20 protein-coding genes are annotated in these 23417 nt (G+C 64.1%); 9 read left to right on the top strand and 11 right to left on the bottom strand.

Going from position 1 to position 23417, the window contains the following annotated elements; genetic code table 11:
- Positions 1 to 18: 18 nt before the first annotated feature.
- Positions 19 to 5943, bottom strand: coding sequence for an alpha-2-macroglobulin family protein (locus ABDB84_RS01655; RefSeq protein WP_345917930.1), 5925 nt, complete (start codon positions 5941 to 5943; stop codon positions 19 to 21).
- Between the two features lie 54 nt (positions 5944 to 5997).
- On the bottom strand, positions 5998 to 6708 hold the full coding sequence (locus ABDB84_RS01650; protein ID WP_345917929.1) for a class I SAM-dependent methyltransferase: 711 nt from the start codon (positions 6706 to 6708) through the stop codon (positions 5998 to 6000).
- Between the two features lie 127 nt (positions 6709 to 6835).
- On the opposite strand from ABDB84_RS01650, the gene ABDB84_RS01645 reads away from it, so the two are divergent.
- Complete coding sequence (locus tag ABDB84_RS01645) at positions 6836 to 8704, top strand: glycosyl hydrolase family 28 protein (RefSeq protein ID WP_345917928.1); 1869 nt, start codon at positions 6836 to 6838, stop codon at positions 8702 to 8704.
- An 83-nt stretch (positions 8705 to 8787) separates the two neighbouring features.
- On the opposite strand, the gene ABDB84_RS01640 is transcribed toward ABDB84_RS01645, so the two are convergent.
- On the bottom strand, positions 8788 to 10407 hold the full coding sequence (locus tag ABDB84_RS01640) for an ABC-F family ATPase (RefSeq protein WP_345917927.1): 1620 nt from the start codon (positions 10405 to 10407) through the stop codon (positions 8788 to 8790).
- Positions 10408 to 10722: 315 nt separating this feature from the next.
- Here ABDB84_RS01640 and ABDB84_RS01635 point away from each other — a divergent pair, with 315 nt between their 5' ends.
- Positions 10723 to 11640, top strand: a complete 918-nt coding sequence (locus ABDB84_RS01635) for a hypothetical protein (protein WP_345917926.1) — start codon at positions 10723 to 10725, stop codon at positions 11638 to 11640.
- A gap of 71 nt (positions 11641 to 11711) precedes the next feature.
- On the opposite strand, the gene ABDB84_RS01630 is transcribed toward ABDB84_RS01635, so the two are convergent.
- From ABDB84_RS01630 to ABDB84_RS01600, 7 genes are all read right to left on the bottom strand, one after another.
- Positions 11712 to 12326, bottom strand: coding sequence for a flavin prenyltransferase UbiX (locus ABDB84_RS01630; RefSeq protein WP_345917925.1), 615 nt, complete (start codon positions 12324 to 12326; stop codon positions 11712 to 11714).
- A 28-nt stretch (positions 12327 to 12354) separates the two neighbouring features.
- Entirely contained in the window at positions 12355 to 12888 is a 534-nt protein-coding gene (locus ABDB84_RS01625) for a Gx transporter family protein (RefSeq protein ID WP_345917924.1), read from the bottom strand.
- 2 nt (positions 12889 to 12890) lie between these two features.
- Positions 12891 to 13274, bottom strand: a complete 384-nt coding sequence (locus tag ABDB84_RS01620) for a NusG domain II-containing protein (protein WP_345917923.1) — start codon at positions 13272 to 13274, stop codon at positions 12891 to 12893.
- 7 nt (positions 13275 to 13281) lie between these two features.
- Entirely contained in the window at positions 13282 to 14130 is an 849-nt protein-coding gene (rapZ, locus tag ABDB84_RS01615; protein ID WP_345917922.1) for an RNase adapter RapZ, read from the bottom strand.
- A gap of 82 nt (positions 14131 to 14212) precedes the next feature.
- Positions 14213 to 14422, bottom strand: coding sequence for a DUF1289 domain-containing protein (locus ABDB84_RS01610; RefSeq protein ID WP_345917921.1), 210 nt, complete (start codon positions 14420 to 14422; stop codon positions 14213 to 14215).
- Between the two features lie 33 nt (positions 14423 to 14455).
- Entirely contained in the window at positions 14456 to 15358 is a 903-nt protein-coding gene (locus ABDB84_RS01605; RefSeq protein WP_345917920.1) for an alpha/beta hydrolase family protein, read from the bottom strand.
- The gene (locus ABDB84_RS01600) at positions 15358 to 15996 is read right to left on the bottom strand and encodes a 2-hydroxychromene-2-carboxylate isomerase (protein ID WP_345917919.1); all 639 of its coding nucleotides are present in this window, start codon (positions 15994 to 15996) and stop codon (positions 15358 to 15360) included. The genes ABDB84_RS01605 and ABDB84_RS01600 overlap by 1 nt, the downstream gene beginning before the upstream one ends.
- 183 nt (positions 15997 to 16179) lie before the next feature.
- Here ABDB84_RS01600 and ABDB84_RS01595 point away from each other — a divergent pair, with 183 nt between their 5' ends.
- The 7 genes from ABDB84_RS01595 (at position 16180) to ABDB84_RS01565 (ending at position 21978) form a co-directional block, all read left to right on the top strand.
- A complete protein-coding gene (locus ABDB84_RS01595; RefSeq protein ID WP_345917918.1) occupies positions 16180 to 17199 on the top strand; it encodes an MBL fold metallo-hydrolase in 1020 nt (339 codons plus the stop codon).
- A 22-nt stretch (positions 17200 to 17221) separates the two neighbouring features.
- Entirely contained in the window at positions 17222 to 19048 is a 1827-nt protein-coding gene (locus ABDB84_RS01590) for a PHA/PHB synthase family protein (RefSeq protein WP_345917917.1), read from the top strand.
- Positions 19045 to 19839 carry an MOSC domain-containing protein gene (locus ABDB84_RS01585; RefSeq protein ID WP_345917916.1) on the top strand — a complete coding sequence of 265 codons (795 nt, stop codon included), beginning with the start codon at positions 19045 to 19047 and terminating at the stop codon, positions 19837 to 19839. The genes ABDB84_RS01590 and ABDB84_RS01585 overlap by 4 nt, the downstream gene beginning before the upstream one ends.
- Positions 19840 to 19921: 82 nt before the next feature.
- The gene (locus ABDB84_RS01580) at positions 19922 to 20146 is read left to right on the top strand and encodes an AbrB/MazE/SpoVT family DNA-binding domain-containing protein (protein WP_345917915.1); all 225 of its coding nucleotides are present in this window, start codon (positions 19922 to 19924) and stop codon (positions 20144 to 20146) included.
- 21 nt (positions 20147 to 20167) lie between these two features.
- The gene (locus ABDB84_RS01575; protein ID WP_345917914.1) at positions 20168 to 20536 is read left to right on the top strand and encodes a type II toxin-antitoxin system death-on-curing family toxin; all 369 of its coding nucleotides are present in this window, start codon (positions 20168 to 20170) and stop codon (positions 20534 to 20536) included.
- A gap of 9 nt (positions 20537 to 20545) precedes the next feature.
- A complete protein-coding gene (locus ABDB84_RS01570; RefSeq protein ID WP_345917913.1) occupies positions 20546 to 21049 on the top strand; it encodes a putative toxin-antitoxin system toxin component, PIN family in 504 nt (167 codons plus the stop codon).
- 110 nt (positions 21050 to 21159) lie between these two features.
- The gene (locus ABDB84_RS01565) at positions 21160 to 21978 is read left to right on the top strand and encodes a mechanosensitive ion channel family protein (RefSeq protein WP_345917912.1); all 819 of its coding nucleotides are present in this window, start codon (positions 21160 to 21162) and stop codon (positions 21976 to 21978) included.
- 193 nt (positions 21979 to 22171) lie between these two features.
- Here ABDB84_RS01565 and ABDB84_RS01560 read toward each other — a convergent pair whose 3' ends face one another.
- Positions 22172 to 23410: a sigma-54-dependent transcriptional regulator gene (locus tag ABDB84_RS01560; RefSeq protein WP_345917911.1), complete on the bottom strand. Its 1239-nt coding sequence runs from the start codon at positions 23408 to 23410 to the stop codon at positions 22172 to 22174.
- Positions 23411 to 23417: the final 7 nt, after the last annotated feature.

Genomic DNA, 23417 nt, shown 5'->3' with positions numbered 1-23417 from the left:
GCGCGTAGTGTGTAGGCGTCATGGCGCCGCCTTGACTTCCATCTTCGCCACCGGCAGCTCGCCGAAGATCTCCGGCGCGTACATCGCTTCGACGCGTGTGGCGGGCATTTCGAAGTGGCCGGGGTTGTTGAGGCGCACGCTGTATTCCAGGCGGAGCTTGCCCTTGGGCAGGTAGCGGTAATAGGCGCGGAAGCCATCGAAGGCGCGCTCCTCAAACGCCGGGCCTTGCCAGCTTTGCGGGTTGGCGGATGTGGCCGTCGAGGCAAGCTGCGCCGAATCGCCGCCGAGGCCGCTGCCAAGCACGGTTGCGCCGGCCGGCACCGGATCATTGACCACCACCCAGCTCATGTCGGCTTGGGCGTCGATCTCCAGCGTCACGCGGTAGCTGTCGCCGCGCTGCCAGAGGCCGGCCTTTTTCTGTTCGATGGGGCTGATCGTGCGCTTGATGCGGTAGCCGGCGAATAGCGGTTTGTCGAGCGGTAGACTGGCGCGTGAGGCGATGAAGGCCCAGGGCTTGCCGCTGCCCTGGTGTTGCAGCGCCAGGGTGGCGGCAGGACGTGCGGCGCCCGCGCCGGGCCAGTCGAAGTGCGCGGCGAGGCCTTCGCCAAGCGCTGTGCCTTGTGTCGGGTCGCCGCTGTCACGCGTTTGCGCCGTGCGCCAGTCGAGGTTTTGCTGCGTGTCGCCAAGGCTCAGCTGCGTGTTGCCGGCCACTGCGTCGCGCTCGAAGCGCTGCCGGAAGTGGCGCAGCGCGATGACGCCCCAGGCGTTGGCCACGGTTGTCTGCCAGCGCCCCTGCTGCTGACGCCCGAGGGCGCCGCGTGCCAGGCGGCCGGCGTCGGCGGCGCTGAAGCCGGGCTCGTCGGCGATCAGGCGCAGCATGCGCACGGCATTGAGGTCGGGCGAGACCATCAGCCACCACAGGTAGTCGCTCTTCTCGGTCGAGAAATTCATCGTCGTGCCGGTAAACGTCAGGCGTGAGCGCAGGATCTGGCGCGCTTCGTCGAGCTTGCGTTCGCGCTCGGGGATGTCTTTCATGCGCGTCAGCAGCGACACCCAGTCGATGAGGCCGGAGCTGGGCCACAGATTGGGTGCGATCTCCAGCGGCTGCAGCATCTCGGCGCGTGCACGGCCGTAGCGGGCGAGGGCGTCGATGGCGGCGAGCTTGCGCAGCACCAGGTCAGCGGTCTGCAAGTTGCCGTAGCGCTGGATGCGGCCGGCGACGAAGTCTTCGAGGCCCTTGAGCATGCGCTCGCGCGGCGCATCGGGGACGCGCCAGCCCGCTTCATGGCTGATGCTTAGCAGATAGCTGGTGAGCGTGTCATCGCCTTGCAGGGCGTCCATCGCGAAGTAGCGGGCGAGGCCGTCGCGGTCGAGGTAATTGGGCAGGCTGTTCATCGTTGCCTGCCAGCGCGACTCGTCTTCCAGCGCGATGGCGACCGAGGCGCGTTGCTCCAGGCAGCTGTAGGGATAGCGCTGCATCCATTCGCGCAGCCCGCTGAGTTCGCCACCCAAGGAGTTGGCCAGGCGCACGTCGATGCCACCACGGCCCGGCACGGCGCCGGCCGGGCGCTGCACGGGAAAGCTCAGCGGCTTGCCGGCTTCGAGCTGTTCGAGCGTCTGCTGGTAGAGGCGCACGGGATAGGCCGCACCAATGTTCTGCGTGAACTTGAGTGCATCGCTCGCGCCGGGTTTGCCCTGGCTGATTTCCTGAGCGGCAAAGAGCCACTTGAGTTGTCTGGCGTCGAAGGGCGCGTTGGCCGGGAAGCTCAGAGTGCTGGCTTCGCCGGCCTTGAGGCTGATGCGCTGGCTGCCGACCGCTTTGGCGCCGCTGCCGGCATCGGCACTGGCGCTGACATCCAGCGTCAAGGCGCGATCCGCACCATTGCGCACGGTGAGCATGGCGGCGAACTGGTCGCCCTCGCGCACGAAGGGCGGCAGGCCGGCGAACAGCATGACTTCCTGCGTGCTGCGGATGCGTGTGCTGGCGGTGCCGAACTGCATCGTGCCGGCATGGGCGATGGCCGCGATGCGGAAAGATGTCAGCGAGTCGTTCAGCGGCACGTCGATATAGGCTTCGCCACGCGCATCGAGCTGCACGGCGGGGCGCCACAGCAGCAGGGTGTCGAACAGCTCGCGCGCATTGGCGCCTTCGCCACCACCACCGCCGGGCGCGGCGGCTTTCTTGCCGAAGTGGCGCTTGCCGATCACCTGCGATTGCGCGGTTGAGGTCTGCACCTCGGCCGGGCGGCGCTGCATCATGGCGTCCAGCAGTTCCCAGGATGTCGGCGCGGCCAGCGCCAGCAGACCTTCGTCGACCGCAGCAATGGCTACTTCAGCGTTGGCGGCGGGTTTGCCATAGGCATCGGCCACGCTGATCTTCACGCGCGCATGTTCGCGTGCCGTGTAGTGCTCGCGGTCGGCCTCCACCTTGAGCTGCAGCGCGTATTGCTGCCAGCCGACCTTGATCTGCGCCATGCCCAGGCGGAACGCCGGTTTGCTGAGATCGACGAGGGCCGTCGGTCGCGTATCGCGCTCCTGTGGCATTTCTTTCACCAGGCCGAGGAACATGCCGATGCGATAGACCATCTGGCGCAGCCAGGCGAAGCGGCCCGGCACTTCGGGATCGACGCGGCCGCGCACGACCATGACCGAAACATAGGCATTGGGCCCGTAGCTGGCCTTGATCGGCACGTCGACCATCGGCTTGCTGGCGCTGATCGGCAAGACCATCGCGGCGAGCACGCCTTCGCGCTCGACGGTGACCAGGGCGGTGGCCTCGCGGAATGGCATGCGCACCTCGAAGTGCGCGGTTTCGCCGGGCTGGTAGCTGCGCTTGTCCGGCAGCACGTCGATGCGATCGCTCTGCGAGGCGGGGAACCAGTTCTCTTCGCCCGCCACGTAGAGCTCGGTGCTGGCGATGGCGGCATGGCCCTGTTCGTCCTGACTGCGCGCCAGCAGAATCAGGTTGCCGCTGTCGGGCGCGGGGCCATCACATAGCAGCATGCCGCGCTGATCGGTCTTGCCGCTGCAGACTTCGCCCAGGCGCTTGACCTCGGCGGTCTCTTCGTAGGCGTAAAAGCCGCCGAGCAGGCGTTTGCGATATGCATAGGTTTTGCGCGAATAGGCTTCCACGCTGACTTTCTGGCCGATGCGCAGCTTGCCGCGCGGGTCCAGCGCCAGGACGCGGAACGACAGATGCTCCCGCGTGGCATACCAGCCCTCACGGCGCAGGCCCAGCACCACGGCCGAAGGCAGTACCAGGGCACGCGTGGCGGCGGTGAGCAGCTGGCCGTTCGGATCGCTGTACTCCATTTCGACTTCGAGGGCGCGTGGCTCGTCTGATTGCGGAATGCCGTCAAAGCTGAGCCGCGCACCGCCATTGCCATCGAGGCTCAGATTGCGACTGCGCGCCGCATAGCCGCCCACGCTGCCACCGGCCGCTGTGGCTTCGCTGGGCGTTTCCTCGTCGCCCGAGGGGTCGTAGCGATATGGCTCGATTGCCGACAGGCCTTCCTGCGGAATCTTGCCGCCGAAGCTGAAGTCCTCGTACGCCGGGAACTGCTGCGGGTAGGGCAGCAGGCGACTGCGGACCCGGACCGGCGCGCCGGCGGCCACGCCGCCCGCCAGATAGGAGAGCTGCGCGTCGATGTCGATGCGGCGGGCGCGCACGGCAGGCGTGGTGGGCGTCTTGAGCACCGCCTTCATCAGCGGCACGCGGTATTGCTCGACGCGCAGGCGGCCTGATTCCTGCTGCTGGCCATCGACGCGCAGGCTGATGGTGTAGGTGCCGAGCTTGGCTTCCTTGGGGATGCTCCAGCTCGACGTGCCGTTGCCGGCCTGCCAGCGGGCGGGGACTTCATAGCGCTGGCCGCTGCCTTCGTGGCTGATGATCACCGTGCCGCCCGGCGTGGGCGGCTCGGCAAAGCCCTGGCCGGTGCGCAGGCGCACGAAGTGCTTCATCGAGACGGTTTCACCAGCGCGGAACAGCGGCCGGTCGAGTACGGTATGGGTGGCGATGGGCGTGGCGCTGGCGCCGCCGCCGAGATTGAATTCCCAGGTCGAAATGCCCTGGTTCCAGCTGCTGCGCATGAAGGAGACGTCGCCGTCCTTGCGCGCCACCACCAGCAGGCCCTGACAGCGCCAGTTGTTGCCGGGCTCCAGCTGGGCATCGATGCGGGCGATTCCGTTGGCATCGGTGTTGCCGCTCCACAGCGGCTGGCCTTCGCAGGTATTCACGCTGACGCGGGCATTGGCGACGGGACGCGCGTTGTCCAGCGTGGTCACCCAGGCCAGCGAAGATTCGCGACCGTGCTTGAAGTGCACGGCCATCCGGGTGACCAGCGCACTGGAATAGACGTAGTAGGGTTTGGCTTCGTTATGCAGGGCGGCGCCCAGGCGATTGCTGGCGAATTCGACGACGTAAAAGCCGGGCTTGGGTAGCGGAATGCCGACCAGCTCCAGCGTGCGTTCGCCTTCAATGCGCGGCAGGCTCAGCGGCGTGGCTTTGAAGCTCTTGTCCGGCCGTGTGCCAGACAGCAGGGAGATTTCGCCTTCGCGCGGATAGCGCTGATGCTGCTTCAGGAAGGCGCTCTGGGTGACTTCGTTGTCGTGCGGCGGCAGCCAGACGCGGGCGAGCCAGCGGGCGATGTTCTCGTCACTGTCGGTATCGATGCGCGCCAGCGTGCCGGGGCCGGCTGAGGTCTTGGCTGGCGGCTGCGGCAGATGCTTGAGGCTGGCCTCGACATTGCGCACGCTGACCGGCAGGGCCGCCTGCGCGCCCGCTTCGAGGATGCCGAAATGGGCGCCGAACTTCAGCAAGGGCGGGTCGTCGTCGATGCGTACTGACAGTGGAAAATCCGCCGCGTTGTCGGCGCTGCGGCCAGCGTCGTCGCGGAAGCCTGCCGGCAGCTTGATGCGTACCTCGCTGTGCGCGCTGAACGGGCCGTTGAAGCGCACGCTCTCCACCGCCTTGGCCTGTGCGTCGAGTGTCGGTCGCACGGTTTTGCCATCGGCCTTGAGCAGCTCGATGCGGGCGGCGAGGGCGGCCTCGACGGGGGCTGAAAAATTCAGCGTGATCGGCAGCACCGGCACGCAGCCGGCATCGGGCTTGACGCGTTCGCAGCTTTGCTTGATCTCGAACGCCGGTCGCACGCGAAACGGCAGGGTTTGTTGTTGGCGTGTGGCGATGCCACTGCCGGCGCTGCGGATGCCGGCGTCCCACACCAGCTTCAGCTCGGCGCCCGCGGGCAGGGTGCGTGCGCAGCGGGCGAGCAGCAGTGGCGCGTCTTTCAGGCGATCATCCTTGACCGCCAGCAGCCCCTGCGCGCCACCCTTGCCGAGCACGGCGAAGAACTGCTGCGCACGCCCGGCCTGTTCGGCAAGCAGCTTGCTGCGTTCCGCCCCCTCGATAAGCTGCAGCGCTACGCGCTCGCCGATGCCGGCAATGCTGCAATAGGCGCGCTCTCGCACGCTGGCCAGATCGGCCGGCGCGTCGAGGCCGAGCATGAAGACCTGTTGTTCATCGATGAATTCGCTGCCTTCTTCCGGCCAGCTGGCGCGAATGCCCGGGCCACCGGTGTTGAAGCTGAAGCTGGCGGGCGCCAGCGGCTGGCCGGCCTGGGTCTGCAGCGCTTTGCGCGTGCTGAAGCTGCATTGCTGGCCGCCGGGCAGGTCGCGCTCGAAGTCATACACCCAGTTGCGCGCATCGACCCAGTGGCCGCTGCCTGGCGTGGCGCACTGGATGTCGAAGGGCGGCGGCAGGCGCGGATCACCAAACGCCACCATGGGTGCCGAGAAGCGCGCCGTGACCTGGCGCACATCCTTGATCTCGCCTTGCGGTGCAAAGGCTTCGACGCGAGCACTTGCGGTGGATTGGGCCTGGCAGAGACCGGCGCAGGCGAGGACAAGTGTGAGGGCAAGGTGTGCTGCGCTGCGCAGTTTCATGGAATCCCCGGGTCTGCCGTGACAGGAAGCTTCTAGCCCATGGATGTTACGGCCTTAAGCGGGCTTGATGCAAACGGCATTGACCAGGGTTTCTTCGCGCTGGCCAATGGGGGGTGGCTTGAGCAGGCCGATGGTCTCGAAGAAGCCGAGATCTTCACGGCTCCACCACAGGTAGGGGAAGTTGATGCGCGACGCGGGTAGCTCGAAACCGGCCTGGCGGATGATCGCGATGTATTCCTCGGCGCTTTTCTGCACGTCCATCGGGTGGCGGAACAGGGTGCGGATGATCAGCGAGTGGATGTAGCGCCGCGTCGATTCGGCAAACAGCAGCACGCCACCGGGTTTGAGCACGCGGAAGAATTCGGCCATCGCCGCTTCCTGCTCGATGATGTGGTGGAAGCTCTGGTGGCAGAACACCATGTCGAAGCTCTGGTCCGGCAGATCGATGCGGGCGGCATTGGCGGCGTACAGGCGAACCTTGCAGGCGCAGCGGGCGGCGGCTGCGCTGGCGCGTTGTTCGAGTTCGGGGTCGGCATCGAGGGCGACAATCTCGTCCGGGCGGAAGCGCTCGGCAAGCAGGGCGAAGGAATGGCCGAAGCCGCAGCCGATGTCGAGAATGCGCGCGAAGCGGCGTTCAGGCTGCGGCAGCATCGGCTGCAGCAAGTCCAGCGCACGCGTGATGACATGCTCTTTCCAGATGCCGGAGCGGAGGAACCAGTTGCCGAAGCGGGTTTCTTCGACAAAAGGCGAAATCAGCTTGTTCATGAGAAGGAAGGTTCCGTTTCGCGGGACAGGAAGGATAATGCAGGCCCGCCGCCGTGGCACAATCTGTGCGCATTGCCTTTGAGGCAGATCTGATCGAGGCGGCATCGAGTCGCCCTGGGAGTGAGACATGACATCTGTGCTGCGATGGAAATTCGGTTTGCCTTGCGGCTTCCTGCTGGCGCTGTTGATGCCGGCGGCGTGGGCGGCAGGCTATGTACCGGCGAAGCTGTTGGCGCCGCCGCAATCCTTTGATGCGCACAGCGGTGTGCTGGTCTGGAGCAAGCCCGAAGGCTATGCCGAGATCAAGGATTACCAGGTGTTCATGAATGGCAAGCTGCTCGGCAGCGCGCAGGAGAATGCGCGCCAGTCCTCGCCAGCGCAACCCTGGGTCGATGCCTTCTATGCCGAAGATCGCGAGGGCGTGCATGTGCGCGTGCAACCGCATGTCTTCAATGTCAGCGGACTCAAACCGCGCACGCGCTACAGCTTCACGGTGCGTGCGGTGCTGCGCGATGGCCGTTATTCCGCGCACAGCCCGCGCCTGCAGCTCACCACGCCAGCGCTTGCGCCGGTCTGCGACATCCGCCAGCACGGCGCGGTCGGCGACGGCAAGACGCTCAATACCGGCGCCATCCAGGACACCATCAATGCCTGCCCGCAGGGCGGCACGGTGCGGGTGCCGGCCGGCGTGTTCAAGAGCGGTGCGATCTTCCTCAAAAGCAATATGACGCTGGAAGTGGCCGAAGGCGGCACCTTGCTCGGCTCGGAATCGGCCGCCGATTACCCGCTGGCGCGTGGTTACACGCTGTATGAGTATTCGACGACGCGGCGCCCGCCTTCGCTGATCAACGCGCTCGATGAGCATGCGCGCAGTGCCGGTAGCTTCCGCAACATCCGCATCCTTGGCCGTGGCCGCATTGACGGCAATGGCTTCAAGCGTGCCGAGCCGGCCAGCATCATCGGCGAGGCCGGGATCAGCTTGCCGGTCTATGTCGCCAGCAATAATCGCAAGGTGCTGGACGATGGCATCCTCGCGGCCGACCAGGTCGCCGCCGCCGTGAAGAATGGCGTGGCGGCAGGCACCGCCTATGGCCAGTACCGCTCCAGCCTGATCACTTTGCGCGGCGTAGAGAATCTCTACATCGCTGGCCTCACCTTGATGAATCCCGCTTTTCACGGCGTGATGGTGCTGGAGAGCGAGAATGCGACCGTCAACGGGCTCAGCGTGCAGACCTTCGACGTCAACAATGGCGATGGCGTGGAATTTGGCAACAGCGCCCACGTGATGGTTTTCAACAGTTTCTTCGATACCGGAGACGATTGCGTGAACTTTGCTGCGGGCACCGGCCTGGCGGCCGAGCAGCAGCCGCCACAGCGCGATGCCTGGATCTTCAACAACTTCATGCGCAAGGGGCATGGCGCCGTGGTGCTGGGCAGCCATACCGGCGCCTGGATCGAAGACGTGGTGGCCGAAGACAATGTGATCAATCTCACCTGGAGCGGCTTGCGCGCCAAGACCAATAACCTCAATGGCGGCGGCGCACGGCGCGTGCTCTATCGCGACAACGCGCATCGCGACCTGCAGCGCGAGCCCTTTGTGCTGACCACCGAGTATTCCGATCCGAACGCGCTGATCGATTACGCGCCCGCACGCCAGACTGGCCACTTTGAAGACTTCAGCGTGCAGCGCAACAGCGTCGAGTATTCAGCGCGCTGGCAGCCCACGCCAGTGATGCAAGGGGGCGTGTTGAAGACGGTGGACTTCAACGCCATCCTGGTGCTGGGTGATGTGAAGAACCGCATTTACCACGAGAACGTGGCGTTCGAGGACTTGCTGCTGATTGGCGCTGCGCCGATCAGGATTGATGGCTTGCGCAATGGCTTGCTCAGCGGCGTGACCTTCCGCGCCTGGCGGGGCGGAGGACAGCCCTGGGAGCTCAGCCATGCGCCGGGCACGCGCATGCAGGACATCCGCCTGCAGCCGGCCCCGCGCTGAGGGCGCTGCGCGGCCAGCAAAACAAAGGCCGCCAGGCGCATCGCGGATGCGTCGCTGGCGGCCCGGCTTGACTGCATTAGTGCTTATTCGAGGCCCTGGCTGGACAGGTATTCCTCGTAGTTGCCGCGGTAATCGACAATCGTGCCATCGGTCTTGATTTCGATGATGCGCGTGGCAATGGACGAGACGAACTCGCGGTCATGCGAGACGAACAACAGCGTGCCGGAGAAATCTGCGACGCCGGTGTTGAGCGACTCGATCGATTCCATGTCCAGGTGGTTGGTCGGCTCATCGAGCAGCAGCACATTCTTGCGCTGCAGCATCAGGCGGCCGAACAGCATGCGGCCTTGCTCGCCGCCCGAGATCACCTTGACCGACTTCTTCACCTCGTCGCCCTTGAACAGCAGGCGGCCCAGGGTGCCGCGGATCAGCGTCACCGCGTCGTCGCCGTCGTAACCGCCTTCGCGCACATAGCCCGAGATCCAGTCGGTCAGGCTCTCGTCACTGGCGAAATCGTCCGAGTGGTCTTGCGCGTAGTAGCCAAGCTTGGCTTTCTCGGCCCACTTGATCGTGCCCTTCTGCGGCGTGAGCTGGCCCATCAGCAGCTTGAGCAGGGTGGTCTTGCCGACGCCGTTCTCACCGATGATGGCCACCTTGTCGCCCGCGTCGATGCTCAGCGTGAGCTTCTGGATGACGGGCTTGTCGGCTTCATAACCGAACGTGAGGTTCTCGATCTCGACGGCCTGGCGGTGCAGCTTTTCCTTCTCGTCGTAATCGAAGCGGATCCACGGGTATTGGCGGCTCGAAGGCTTGAAGTCCTCGATCTTGATCTTCTCGATCTGCTTGGCGCGGCTGGTTGCCTGGCGCGCCTTGGACTTGTTGGCCGAGAAGCGGCGCACGAACTCCTGCAGCTCGGCGACCTTTTCCTTGGCGCGGGCATTGTCCTTGGCTTGCTGTTCGCGCGCCTGCTGCGCCGCTTCCATGTAGTCGTCGTAGTTGCCGGGGTAAATCTGGATGCGGCCGTAATCCAGGTCGGCCATGTGCGTACACACCTGGTTCAGGAAGTGACGGTCATGGCTGATGATGATCATCGTGCTGTTGCGGCCGTTGAGCACGTTTTCCAGCCAGCGGATGGTGTTGATGTCGAGGTTGTTGGTCGGCTCGTCGAGCAGCAGGATTTCGGGATTCGCGAACAGCGCCTGACAGAGCAGCACGCGCAGCTTCCAGCCCGGCGCGATCTCGCTCATCGGGCCGGTGTGTTGCGCGGTGGGAATGCCCACGCCCAGCAGCAGCTCGCCGGCGCGCGCTTCGGCCGTGTAGCCGTCGTACTCGGCGAATTTGCCTTCGAGTTCGGCGGCGTGCATGTAGTCGTCTTCAGTCGCCTCGGGGTTGGCGTAGATGGCGTCCTTCTCGATCATCGCCGACCACATCTCGGCATGGCCCTGCATCACCACGTCGATGACGCGCTTCTCTTCATGGCCGAACTGGTCCTGGCGCAGGAAGGCCATGCGCTCGCCGGAGTCCAGCGCGATATTGCCGGCCGAAGGCTCCAGCACGCCGGCGATGATCTTCATGAAGGTGGATTTACCCGCGCCATTGGCGCCGATCAGGCCGTAGCGATTGCCATCGCCGAATTTGACCGAAACGTTTTCAAACAGGGGCTTGGCCCCGAACTGCATGGTGATGTTATTGGCGATAAGCACGGCGGAATCCCGAAAAAACCTGAGCCCCGGAACCGCCGGGGCGAGCTAGGCCGGCATTTTACCGCAGAGCAAAAAAGCCCGATAGCTCAGATGTTTGCAGTGCCGCATGAGCGCTTTTCAGGGTGCCTGGTGACTTAGTTCAAAAAAATTACGATACCGGTAACAAAAACTGTTCTCGTCGCGCATGATTTTCAGTAGCATGACGGCAGATCCTTGTGCTGTCATACAGGCAAGGGCAAAAGAGCACGGCGATCAGCCGCGTATAAATGAGACAGGAGAGCGCAGCCCCAGGCCGCCTCTCGCAAGGAGACAAAGATGCATCATTCCGTGAAAGCGGCAGCCAGCGCGCTGCTGTTCAGCCTCATCGTCGCCGCTTGCGGTGGCAGCGATGACAACCCCACGACCACCACTACGGCTGCTGCCAGCAGCAGCACGTCCTCGGCTGCATCGTCCGTAGCCTCTTCGGCGGCCTCGTCTGCCGCTTCATCTGTGGCTTCTTCGGTCGCTTCGTCTGCTGCTTCTTCAGTGGCGTCCTCAGCGGCCTCGTCCGTTGCTTCGTCGGCGGCATCTTCCGCAGCCTCTTCTACTGCGTCGTCGGCAGCTTCCTCCGCCGCTGCAGTGACGACGACCTGGGGCTTTAGTGACACAGCCTACCAAAATGCGAGCAGCTTCTTTTCAGCTACTTACACGGCGACCGGAGACAATTCGATCGCCCAGATCGCCACTGAGAAAACTGTTGATAACCTGATTTTCTTCAACAGCACCACATCCGCTGTGTTGCGTTATCGTCCTGCAGGCTCGACCAATAATGCGACGAGCAGCAGCATCTGGAACACGAATGGCTCCTTTTTTACGACGAATCCGGCGACGCTCGGTGCAGTTGGATCTTTGGTGACTGCTGGTACGACCGCAGGTACGGTGCGTACCTACATTGCGGTTCCGGTGACGTCAGGCACTGCCTTCACGGTGACTGTGAGTTACAAGCAGACTTCGGGTACTGCGACTTTGGGTAAGGTAGCTCTGGTGGGTAGCGATAACATCGTGTTGGTTGCCAAGGATGCTGGTATTAGCACGACAGCCGCTTCGGCCAATGGTGACACCATCAGCTATTCTGGCGTCGCTGGGCACACTCAGACCCATGTGAAGATTTTCTATAGTCGCGAGAATGATATTTCTAATGGTGGCAACGCTTCGGGTGGCATCAACATCACGCAGATCCAGCGTGTTCAATAAGTGATCTAGTGGAAAAGCCCCGTCAGCATGACGGGGCTTTTTTTTGCCTTCCGACGACACTGAGCTTGCGACTAGTTGCTTGCAGACTCGCCCCATCTCCGCATCAACTCATGTGGCACCGCCAGCTGATCCATGATGCGTGCGACGACGAAGTCGACCATCTCGGCAATGCTTTGCGGGTGCTGGTAGAAGCCGGGGTTGGGCGGCAGGATGACGACGCCCATGCGCGAGAGGCGCAGCATGTTCTCCAGATGCAGGGTGGAGAAGGGCGTTTCGCGCGGCACCAGGATCAGCGGGCGGCGCTCTTTGAGGCAGACATCGGCGGCGCGCTCGATGAGGTTGGACGACAGTCCGGCCGCAATCGAGGCCAGGCTGCCCATGCTGCAGGGGCAGACCACCATCGCATCGGGCGGATTGGAGCCGGACGCCACGGGCGCGAACCATTCTTCGCGCCCATACACCTGCAGCTGACCGGGTTCGGCCTTGAATTGCGCCGAGAACCAGGCTTCAGCTTCGCTGGCGCGGGCTGGCAAAGCGAGATCCATCTCCTGCCGCGCGACGATCTGCGCCACTTGCGAATACAGCAATTGCACCCGACAACCGGCGGCGAGCAGGCATTCGATGAGGCGGATGCCGTAAGGCATGCCGGAGGCGCCGGTGAGGGCGACGGCGATGGTTTTGCGCATGATGACTCCTGCTGTGATGGCGCGGATGCTAGCCGAGTGCGGCCGGCTCGGTGGGCTCGGGCGGCGGCAACTCGCGCAGCAGCCGCGCGGTGATCAGACCATTGATGCTGCCAAAGACCAGGGCGGCGCTGGCAAAGACCGGGCTGAGCAGCCAGATGCCCTCATGCGGCACCAGCCACAGGCGCGCCAGCACCAGCTGCGCGCCGATGTGGGCAAAGGCGGCCAGCAGGCTCAGGCTGACGGCGCCGAACCAGCGTGGTGGCAGGCGCTGCGCGAGCATCAGCATCAACAGGCTGGCGGCGCTGCCGGCGGCGCTGAGGAAGAAGCCCGGCGCCAGCAGCTGGCCCAGCAGCAGATTGGCGATCAGCACGCGCAGCACGGCGACCCAGGCCGCTTCGCGCCAGCCATGGCGCAGCAGCACGATGAGTACGACGATATTGGCCAGACCTGGCTTGAGGCCCGGCAAGGGCGTCGGAATGGCTGCCTCGGCGACGGCCAGCACGATGGCGGCGGTGGCAAAACGCGCGACGCGGTAATCGGCGGCATTGGCGCTGAGTTTCATCTTCAGTAGCTCATCGAGTCGTAGCGACTCTGCCCGCCTTCGAGGGCGACGCTCACTTCATTCGGCGCGCAGATGGCGATGGCGCCGGCGCGTGTCAGCCAGCCTTGCTTGACGCAGTACTGGCGCGGGCCCGGATCGGCAGCCACGCGGGCGCGGCCGGGTTCGACCTCGACATGGGTGATACCCAGCGGGCCGCGGACTTCAAGCTTGGCGGCGCGATCAAGCGGCAAGCTGGCAACCGTCTTGCCCTTGGCGCGCACCACCACCAGGCTGGGCCGCTCGCTCGACCAGAAGTGCAGGCAGCTCAGCGCGGTCAGCGCCGCCAGCGCCACGAACACCAGGTAGTCGCCGGGCTTGGCCAGGGCCAGCCAGTCACGCGCGCCCATCGCGCTGTTATTCCGCCTTCATCGAGCGGTGCCGCACCAGCACCTGGGTGCGGCCGGCGAACTCGCGCGCCAGACGCTGCGCCAGATAGACCGAGCGATGCTGGCCGCCGGTACAGCCGATGGCCACGGTGAAATAGCTGCGTCCGTCGCGCACGAAGGCCGGCAGCCATTCGCCGACGAAGCGCTGGATGTCTTCGGCCATCTTGTGCACTTCGGGAATGCGTTCGAGAAACTCGATCACCGGCGCATCATTGCCGGTCAGCGGGCGCAGCGCCTTGTCGTAGTGCGGATTGGGCAGGCAGCGCACGTCGAAGACCATGTCAGCATCGACCGGAATGCCGTATTTGAAGCCGAAAGACTGGAACAGCAGGGTCAGGCCGCAATGCGGCGCCGACTGCACCACGGTGTCGCGAATCCAGGCGCGCAGCGTATTGGGCAGCAGATTGCTGGTGTCGATGTGGTGGCCCAGCTCGCCCAGGGCCGAGAGCAGTTCGCGTTCATGAGCGATGGCTTCATCGAGGGTGATGTCGGCATTGGCCAGCGGATGGCGGCGGCGGGTCTCGGAAAAGCGTGCGATCAGCGTGTCGTCCCGCGCATCGAGGAACAGGAAGCGCACATCTTCGACCTGGTGGCGCAGCTGTTCGAGGATCGCCGGCACCGCCGCGATACTGGCGCCCGAGCGTACATCGATGGCGACGCCCAGGCGCTGGCAACCCTCGCGGGAGAGCTGTTCAACCAGCTGTGGCAGCAAGCTGGCGGGCAGGTTGTCGACGCAGTAGTAGCCGGCGTCTTCAAGCACATTGAGGGCAATGCTCTTGCCGGAGCCGGAGAGGCCGCTGATGAGTGCGAGTTGCATGTTTGTGTGCGGATGGATGGATGCGCCAACAATACGGCATGCGCCGGGCCCGGAGTAGGCCGGCCGCTGCAGCAATTATGAACTACTTGTCCTCGCTTGCTATGCCGCTCTGGTGAGCTGCCGCGTGTTCCTGCTTGCGTTGTGCGCAGCGCGCCAGGATTGCTTCGCGCTGCGCCACGCCGGCGGCTTGCCAGCCGGTGATCTCGTCGAGCGCACGGAAACAGCCGACGCAGATGTTGTGCTCGTCGAGGCAGCATTGGCGGATGCAGGGGGATACGGGCAAATCGCTCATGAATCAGCTGGAATCCGGTCGGTGGTGCGGCGCTCAGGGCTTGGTTGCCAGGCCGAGCTGGGCGAGGAAGTCGTCCAGCAAGCCGTGCCAGATGAAGCCGCCCTCGGCCATCAGGCTGTGGCCATCCTCGTTGAAGGCAGGCAGCAGGAGCCATTGTGCCGCTGCGCCGCCGGCAATGAAAGCCTGGTGCCAGGCCGTGCTCACGTTCGGGCCGAAATACTGGTCATTGCGGGTATAGATCCACAGGCCCGGCTGGCGAGCCTCACGACCGAACTGCGCGTAGGCTGCCGTGAGTAGCTCGGGCTGGCAGGGCCGGCCCGGCCGCAGGATCGGGTCGCCCCCGGCGCCGCCGGCAAAATTGACGTAGCCGAGCAGATTTTCCGGGCGAGTGGCCGCGTAGGCAACGGTGGCGATGCCGCCGACCGACTGGCCGACCACCAGCACGCGGCGCGCATCGGCGTAGTCCAGGGTGGCGGCATAGGCCTGGGTGGCGGCAATCTGTTCGACCGCCGGGCGCAGTGCGCCGAGGTAGTCGCGCTGCGTGCAGGGACCGCTGCTCTCGGGGTCGAGCGAGTTCTCCAGCATGGCGCTGTCGCCATAGCCGATGCGCGTCGGTACCAGCACGACAAAGCCCTTTTTGAGCAGGTAGTTGCTCATGCTGGGCATGCGCTGCCGGTTGGGCGTGCTGCGGTTGCTGGAACGGCCGTGATTGACGATGGCAACCGGAAAAGGCCCCGGGCCTGGCGGCTTGAAGCGAGTCAGCACCATCTTGCGTTCGACAATCCGTTCGTTGCGCAGATGCAGGGTGACGGGAAGGTCGACGACGCTTTCCTCGAAGCGGCTCAGTGGCTCGGCAGCCTCTGCGTGCGCCGCGCTGCCGCAGAGGAATAGGCCAAGCAGCAGGCGGCAGGCGCCGCGGGCTGTACTACGCAGCATCAAAATGCTTCGCCGTCGAGCCGGCGCGTCAGCTGGGGCAGGCGATCGACGCCCCAGAAGGCTTCGCCATCGAGGATGAAAAACGGCGCGCCGAAGACGCCCCGCGCGATGGCGCGATCCACTTCGAGGCGCAAGCTGTCTTTCAGTGCGACGCTGCCCAGGGCCTCGGCCAGGCTGCTACGCGCGACACCCTGCGACTGGGCAATGTCGAGCACGGTATCGATGTTGTCGATGTCGCGGTCGGCCGTGAAGTAGGCGCGGAAGATGGCGTGCGCAAAGCCGCGTGCCAGCAGCGGGTCTTGCGCCGAGAGCCAGCAGAAGGCGCGTGCCGCGTGCACCGTGGACACCGGAAAGCGCGTCGGCTGGCGAAAGGGAATGTCGTGAAAGCCCGCTGATCGTGCGAAATCGTGCAGCGCGTAGCTGCCCTTGAGCGCTTGCTGGGTCAGCGGCGCCGCGCCGGTGTGTTTGAAGGCGGCGCCGAGCAGGAACACATGCCAATTGACCTGGCGGCGGTAGCGCGCGCCCAGCGTATCGATCAGCTCGCTGCCCAGATAGGCGTAGGGCGATCCGAGATCGAAGTAGAAATCGATGGGCGCCAGCAGTTGCGTGGCGTCGGAGCTGCGTGCCAATTCGCTCATGAAAGGCTCCGTGCGGGTGCGGCCTGCTTCATCTGTGCTCTCCGTGATGTCGGGCGATTGTAGCGGGGCCTTCTAATCTGGCTGGTGTGCATGCCCCTTCGATACAGTGGTTTGCCCGGCTTGCCGGCTGGCCCTGCATTGCGCCATCATCGGGGACTTCTGTTGCCAAGCCGCGCCAAATCTGTGTACGAACTCGATTACCTGGTCCCGAACCGCCCGGCTGCAGGCATCTGTCAGCCTATCCTGCCCGGTCTGCGCTGGCTGTGCATGCCGCTGCCGTTCTCGCTCAATCATATAAATCTGTGGCTGCTCGGCGAGGGTGAGCACTGCGTGCTGGTCGATACCGGCCTGGGCGACGCGGCAACGCAGGCGCTGTGGCAGAACTATTTTGCGGCCAGTGGCGAGCGCTTGCAGCAGATCGTGCTGACCCATTACCACCCTGATCACGCCGGCAATGCCGACTTTCTCGCCCGCCAGCACGCTGCGCCGGTGTGGATGAGCCAGGCCGAATACCTGCTCGGCCACGCCCTGCTGACGCAAACGGCCGGCTGCACGGTGGCGGCGATGGTGGAACACTTCCGCCGCCACGGCCTCGACGCCGAGCGTTGCGAGCGCTTCATGCAGCGCGGCAACGTCTATGCCAAAGGCGTGCCAGCCCTGCCGACAAGCTTCCTGCGCATGCTCGATGGCGATGTCCTGACGCTCGCCGGTCAGCGCTGGCAGGTGATCATGGGCTACGGCCATTCGCCCGAGCACGCCTCGCTGTACTGCGCGGAACTGGGCGTGCTGATTTCCGGCGACATGCTGCTGCCGCGCATCACCACCAATGTGAACGTGCCCTCGACCATGCCGCAGGAGGACTCGATCCAGCGCTTCCTCGACTCGGTGCGGCGCTTCGCGGTGCTGCCGGCCGACACCCTGGTGCTGCCTTCGCATGGTCTGCCGTTCCGTGGTGTGCATGCGCGCATCAAGCAGCTCGAAGTGCATCACGCCGAGCGCGATGCCCTGCTGTTGTCGGCGCTGGAAGCGCCGCGCAGCGCGACGGATCTGCTCGGCACCCTGTTCCTGCGCGAGCTGGACATGCACCAGCTGATGTTCGCGCTGGGCGAGACGATTGCCCATCTCAACCACCTCGCGCGGCGCGGCCTGGTGGAGCAGTGTGACGATCAGCAAGGCGTCGCGCGTTTCCAGCGGCGCGCCTGACAACAACAAATGAGGAGACATCATGGCTCAAGCGCAGCAAGGCAAGACTAGCGACAAGGAGGCAGCGGCACTGCCTGATCCGGCGGAACTGGCGCAGACCTATGCCGAGGTCGCCGAGCGCAGTGCACGCTTGCTCTCCGACCACGTCGGTCGCCAGCTCTCGCGTGGCATGACGGCGCCCAGCGATGAGCTGGGGCTGGCGCGCGCCTTCATGGACATGACCAGCAAGCTGTTTGCCGATCCGCTGCGCCTGGCGCAGGTACAGATGAGCCTGGTGTGGGATTACTTCTCGCTGTGGCAGAACAGCATGCAGCGCTTCATGGGTTTCCATCCCGATCCGGTGGCCACGCCGGCGCGGGATGACAAGCGCTTCAAGGACGAGGACTGGCAGGACTGTTTTCTCTTCGACTACATCAAGCAGTCCTACCTGATCACCGCCCGCCATATTCACGACAGCGTGGCCAATATCGACGGACTCGATGAGATTACGCGCAAGAAGGTCAATTTCTTCACGCGCAGCTATGTCGATGCCTTGTCGCCGTCGAACTTCGTGCTGACCAATCCGCAGGTGTTTCGCGAGACGGTGCGCAGTCATGGGCAGAATCTGGTCAAGGGCTTCAACAATCTGCTGCGCGACATCGAGGAAGGCGACGGCCAGCTGAAGATCCGCATGACCGATACCAGCGCGTTCGCCCTCGGCAAGAATGTGGCGACCACGCCGGGCAAGGTGGTGTTCGAAAACGCGCTGTTCCAGCTGCTGCAGTACACGCCGACGACCGACAAGGTCTTCGCGCGTCCGCTGCTGATCGTGCCGCCGTGGATCAACAAGTATTACGTGCTCGATCTGCGCGAGAAGAATTCGCTGATCAAGTGGCTGGTCGATCAGGGCCACACGGTGTTCGTGATGAGCTGGGTCAATCCGGACGCGCGGCTGGCCGACAAGGGTTTTGATGACTACGTGCAGGAAGGTTTGCTCAGCGCGGTGGACAAGGTTCTCGAGCAAACCGGCGCGAGCAGCCTGAATGCGGCGGGCTATTGCCTGGGCGGTACCTTGCTGGGCACGACGATGGCCTACCTCGCGGCCAAGCGTGACAAGCGCATCGCCAGCGCAAGCTATTTCACCAGCTTGCTGGACTTCTCGGCGCCCGGCGAACTGGGTGTGTTCATCGACGAAGAGCAGGTGCGCAATCTGGAAAAGAAGATGGAGGAGCGCGGTTATCTCGAAGGCAGCGAGATGGCCAATACCTTCAACATGATGCGTTCCAACGACCTAATCTGGTCCTTCGTCATCAACAACTATCTGCTCGGCAAGGACCCGTTCCCCTTCGACCTGCTGTACTGGAATTCCGATTCGACGCGCATGCCGGCGAAGATGCACAGCTTCTACCTGCGTAATATGTACATGAAAAATGCATTGCGCGAGCCGGGCGGCATCGAGGTGCTGGGGACGAAAATCGACCTTGCCAAGGTCAAGGCGCCGAGCTATTTCATCTCGACCATCGAAGACCACATCGCACCCTGGAAAACCACCTATCTGGGCGCCCAGCTGTTCAGCGGGCCGGTGCGCTTCGTGCTCGGCGGTTCGGGCCACATCGCCGGCGTGGTCAATCCGCCTGTCGCCAACAAATACGCGTACTGGAGCGCGCCTGAGCTGGCTGCGACGGCGGAAGACTGGTACGCCAGCGCCGAGCAGCATGCCGGTTCGTGGTGGCCGGATTGGCAGGCCTGGTTGCTGGCGCAGGATGACAAGCAGGTGGCGCCGCGTGATCCGGCGCAGGGCAAGCTTGAAGTGCTCGAAGACGCGCCGGGCAGTTACGTCAAGATGCGTCTGGACAAGAGTGTGCGATGAGTGACATACGTATTACCGGTCTCTACCGTTATCCGCTCAAATCCTGTCACGGCGAAGCGCTGAGCGAAGTGCCTGTCGATCCGCTGGGCCTCGCCTTCGACCGGCGCTGGATGGCGGCCGATCCGCACGGGCGGATGATCACCGGGCGCGACGAGCCGCGTCTGGTGCTGTTGCGCGCCGCCGCTGCAGCGGACCATGTGCAGCTTTCGGCGCCGGGCATGGATGCGCTGCGTGTCGCCTGCGCGGCGATGCAGGACGCAAGCCTGGCCTGGATTCACGGCACCGACTTCAGCGCCTGGGCCGGCAGTGCCGAGGGCGATGCCTGGCTCAGCTGTTTCCTCGGCCGGCCGGCGCGCCTGCTCTATATCGGCGAGCAAAGCACACGACGCATCAAGCGCCGCCCCGAGCTGCCGGTGGCCTTCGCCGACAGTTATCCGATCTTGCTGACCAGTAGCGATTCGCTGGCCGTGCTCGATGCGCAGGTGGGGCGCCCGATGGCGATGGCGCGCTTCCGGCCCAATATCGTGATCAGCGGTGGCGCAGCTTTTGCCGAAGATGGCTGGCGGCGCATTGCGATCGGGGATGTCGTGTTCTCGGTCGAAAAGCCCTGTGAGCGCTGCGTGTTCACCACCGTCGATCCGGATAGCGGCGAGAAATCGCTCGACCAGGAACCGCTGCGCAGCCTGGCGAAATTCCGCAAGACACCCGCCGGCGTCCTGTTCGGCATGAACCTGATAGCCGAGAATGCAGGGTATCTGAGCCTCGACATGCCGCTGCGCGTGCTGGACTGAGTCGGCAGGCAGAGGCCCAGGCTGGCGGCCAGGCGCCTGACAGGCTAGTATTACATCCGTAATAACATCGCCCGAGGCCATCATGCACGCACTCAAACTCACCCAGATCGGTAATTCCGTCGGCGTCATCCTGCCCAAGGAAGTACTGGCGCGCCTCAAACTGGAAAAGGGCGACACGGTTTTTGTGACGGAGTCGCCGGATGGTGTTTCCTTGACGCCGTATGATCCCAGTCTTGCTGCGCAGCTTGAAGCGGGTCGAGATTTCATGCGTGAGTTTCGCGATACTTTTCATACCCTGGCCAAGTAACTACTCATGGCTTGGGTTTGGGTGAACAAGCAGGCGCTGCTCTTGCTGCACGATGAGAGCCTTGCCGAGCATGGCGGCGCCAGTGGCATGCGTGACGAGGGCTTGCTTGATTCTGCGCTTGCCAGACCCGTCAATCATTCTCTGTATGGCACGCCGGATTTTGCCGATCTCGGTGCGGCTTATGCTGTCGGCGTCGCCAAAAACCATCCGTTCGTGGATGGTAACAAGCGCGCAGCATTCCTCTGTGTGGGTTTGTTCCTGGCGATGAATGGCTACCGTCTCCATGCCACGCAGTTAGAGGCTACGACAGCCATGCTCGCGCTCGCCGCCGGCGAACTCGACGAAACCGCTTTTGCGCACTGGTTGCGTGAACATAGCCAGCGACGCTGAAGTTTTTCCATGACGACCCATACCCTTCAATTGCCGCCTGCGGGCAGCCCCTTGCGTGTCGTGCTCGACACCAATGTCGTAATGGCTTTCTGGCACTTCTGTGACCCCAAGCTGCTGTCCCTGCTGGCCTGGCTGCGTGCGCGCAATTCCGTGCTGCTGACGCGCCGCGAGTGCCTCGAAGAGCTCGAACGTGTGTTGGCCTACCGTCAGTTCGGCATTGCGCCGGAGAAGCAGGCCAGCGTGCTGGCGGAATATCAGGGCGTGACGGAGTGCCTGGCAGATCCTGATGAAGCACAGATGCTGGCCGCTGCGGCGCTGCCGCGCTGCAAGGATCGCGATGATCAGAAGTTCCTCCAGCTCGCCTGGGAGGGCGAGGCGCATCTGCTGATCACGCGGGACAAGATGCTGCTGGCGCTCAACCGCCGGCCGATCTATCGCGACCGCCTCAATATCATCACCCCGGAAAAACTCATCAAGGCTTTGCAGGCCAGCGCCGAGATCGAACTGGCCTAGCTCTCCGGCGCTTCGCGCCATGCCACAAATCGTCACAGATCGTTTTTCGCGATGCGTTAATCTGCTCGTCGTACGGGCCGCGAGCCCGCAGTCGATGACAGGAGCGAAGAATGGATTTCAATGCCTTGGCGGATCTCGATCAGCTGATTTTGCAGAACCTCGTGCCCTTCGGCACCCGCCTCCTGGGCGCCATTGTGCTGTGGATGCTGGGCGGCTGGGTGATCAAGGCCGTCAAGGCGCTGTCGCGACGCGGCATGTCGGCACGCGGCCTCGATGCGACCCTGATTGAATATCTGGAATCAACCATCGGCGTCACCCTGCGCATCCTGCTGGTGATCGCCGTGCTCAGCCTGTTCGGCATTGAAACTGCGTCCTTTGCGGCACTGATTGCGGCGGCCGGGGTGGCTGTCGGCATGGCCTGGTCGGGTCTGCTGGCCAATTTCGCAGCCGGCGTGTTCCTCATCCTGTTCCGCCCGATCCGCGTTGGCGACTTCATTTCGGCCGCCGGCATCACCGGCACGGTCAATGAGATCGGCATCTTTGCCAGTGTCATCGACCAGCCGGACAATGTGCGCACCGTGGTGGCCAACAACAAGCTGTTCTCCGACAACATCATCAACTACAGCAGCAATGCCTATCGCCGCGTTGATCTGACGGCGCAGCTGGCACATGGCGTCGATGTGCATGCCGCGATAGCGGCGCTCAAGACGCGCGTCGCGCAGATTCCGAACGTGGTGGCGAGCCCGGCGCCGGATGTCGAGATTCTCGAATTCAATGCGGCCGGCACCAAGCTGGTGGTGCGTCCCTACACTCACAACAAGGATTACTGGCAAGTGTATTTCGATACCAACAAGGTGATTCTGGCCGTCGGTGGCGAGTCTGGCTGGCCGATCCCGGCGCCGCATCAGGTTCTGCGTAACAGCGCCTGAGTGGAATTGATGCGCTGCGCTCAAGTTTTGTGCAGCTGCGCCGTAAAGACGATGTGAGCGGCGGCATGCTTCCGGCGACGGCGGCGAGGCCAGTTGGCGAGCATGTATTCAAACGCCGCTCACTTCTCACATATTAAAAAAGCAGCCTGTGTCCGCGTGACACAGGCTGCTTTTTTTTCCGCCTTGCGCTGACTCAGTCGCCGCTGCGGCGGCTCAGTGGTACGCCCAGCTGTTTGAGTTTGCGATAAAGATGGGTGCGCTCCAGACCGGCTTTGTCGGCCAGGCGCGTGATGTTGCCGTCTTCAAGCTGCAGGTGGTATTCGAAATACAGGCGTTCGAAGGTTTCACGCGCTTCGCGCAGTGGCATGTCGAGCGGCAGAGAGAGCGCCGTGGTCGTCGCCTGCGAGACGCTGCGTACCGCTTCTTCCTGCGAGATTTCTTCTTCCAGGGTCGATAGCGCCAGCGAGCGGATCGTCGATTTGAGTTCGAAGAAGCCGCCCGGCCAGCTGCAGTTGCGCAGCGCATTGAGCGCGCCGGTCGACAGCACGCGTGGTGGTACGTCGCCCGCTTCGACGAAGTGCGAGAGGATCTGCTGCGCCATGTCCGGCACTTCCTCACGCAGCTCGGCCATCGATGGCGGGACCAGCGAGATTTCAAACAGGCGGCGGATCAGCAGCGGATCCCAGCCCTCGGCGAGCAAGGCGTCCGGGCTGCGATCACTGGCGACGATCAGGCGCAGCTCGTAACGCTCCAGGCGTTCCAGTGCGAAAGCCAGATTCTTTTGCTGGGCGCGCGTGAGCAGGGCGATGTTTTCGACGAACAGCAGGCCGCCGCGCGCCGATTCGAGCGCTTGCAGCTCCAGCGGCTGGCCGACACTGCCCAGATCCAGCCAGGCGCCGCCGGGCGTCTGCTGGGTGCGTGCGCAGAGCTCGGCCAGCGAGCCAGCGCCGACGCGCAGCAGGACCACGCGCGACTTCTGGGCGATCTGTTCGAGGCGCTTGCGCAGATCGCGCAGGGCCGGCGAACGGGTGAAGTTGGCCAGCGTCATGTGCGCGCGGCTGCGCGTGGGCTGGCGCTGCAAGGCGCGCTTGACGGCGCTGAGCAGCTTTTGCAGGGCAATCGGTTTTTCGAGGAAGTCGACGGCGCCGAAGCGGATCGCTTCGACGGCGGTGTCGATGGTGCCGTGGCCCGACATCATCACCACCGGCATGCTCAGCTGGCCATTGGCCGCCCATTCCTTGAGCAGGGTGACGCCGTCGGTGTCCGGCATCCAGATGTCGAGCAACACCAGATCCGGCTTGCCGGCCTGGCGCGCTGCGCGTGCCTCGGCGGCGTTCGCTGCCAGCACCACATCGTGGGCGTCATCGCGCAGGATTTCTGAGAGTAGTTCGCGGATGCCGACTTCATCGTCGACGACAAGAATTTTTGCCACAGTGATC

Source organism: Uliginosibacterium sediminicola (genome assembly GCF_039631295.1).
Classification (GTDB): domain Bacteria; phylum Pseudomonadota; class Gammaproteobacteria; order Burkholderiales; family Rhodocyclaceae; genus Viridibacterium; species Viridibacterium sediminicola.
This window is presented reverse-complemented; position numbering and strand designations above follow the sequence as displayed.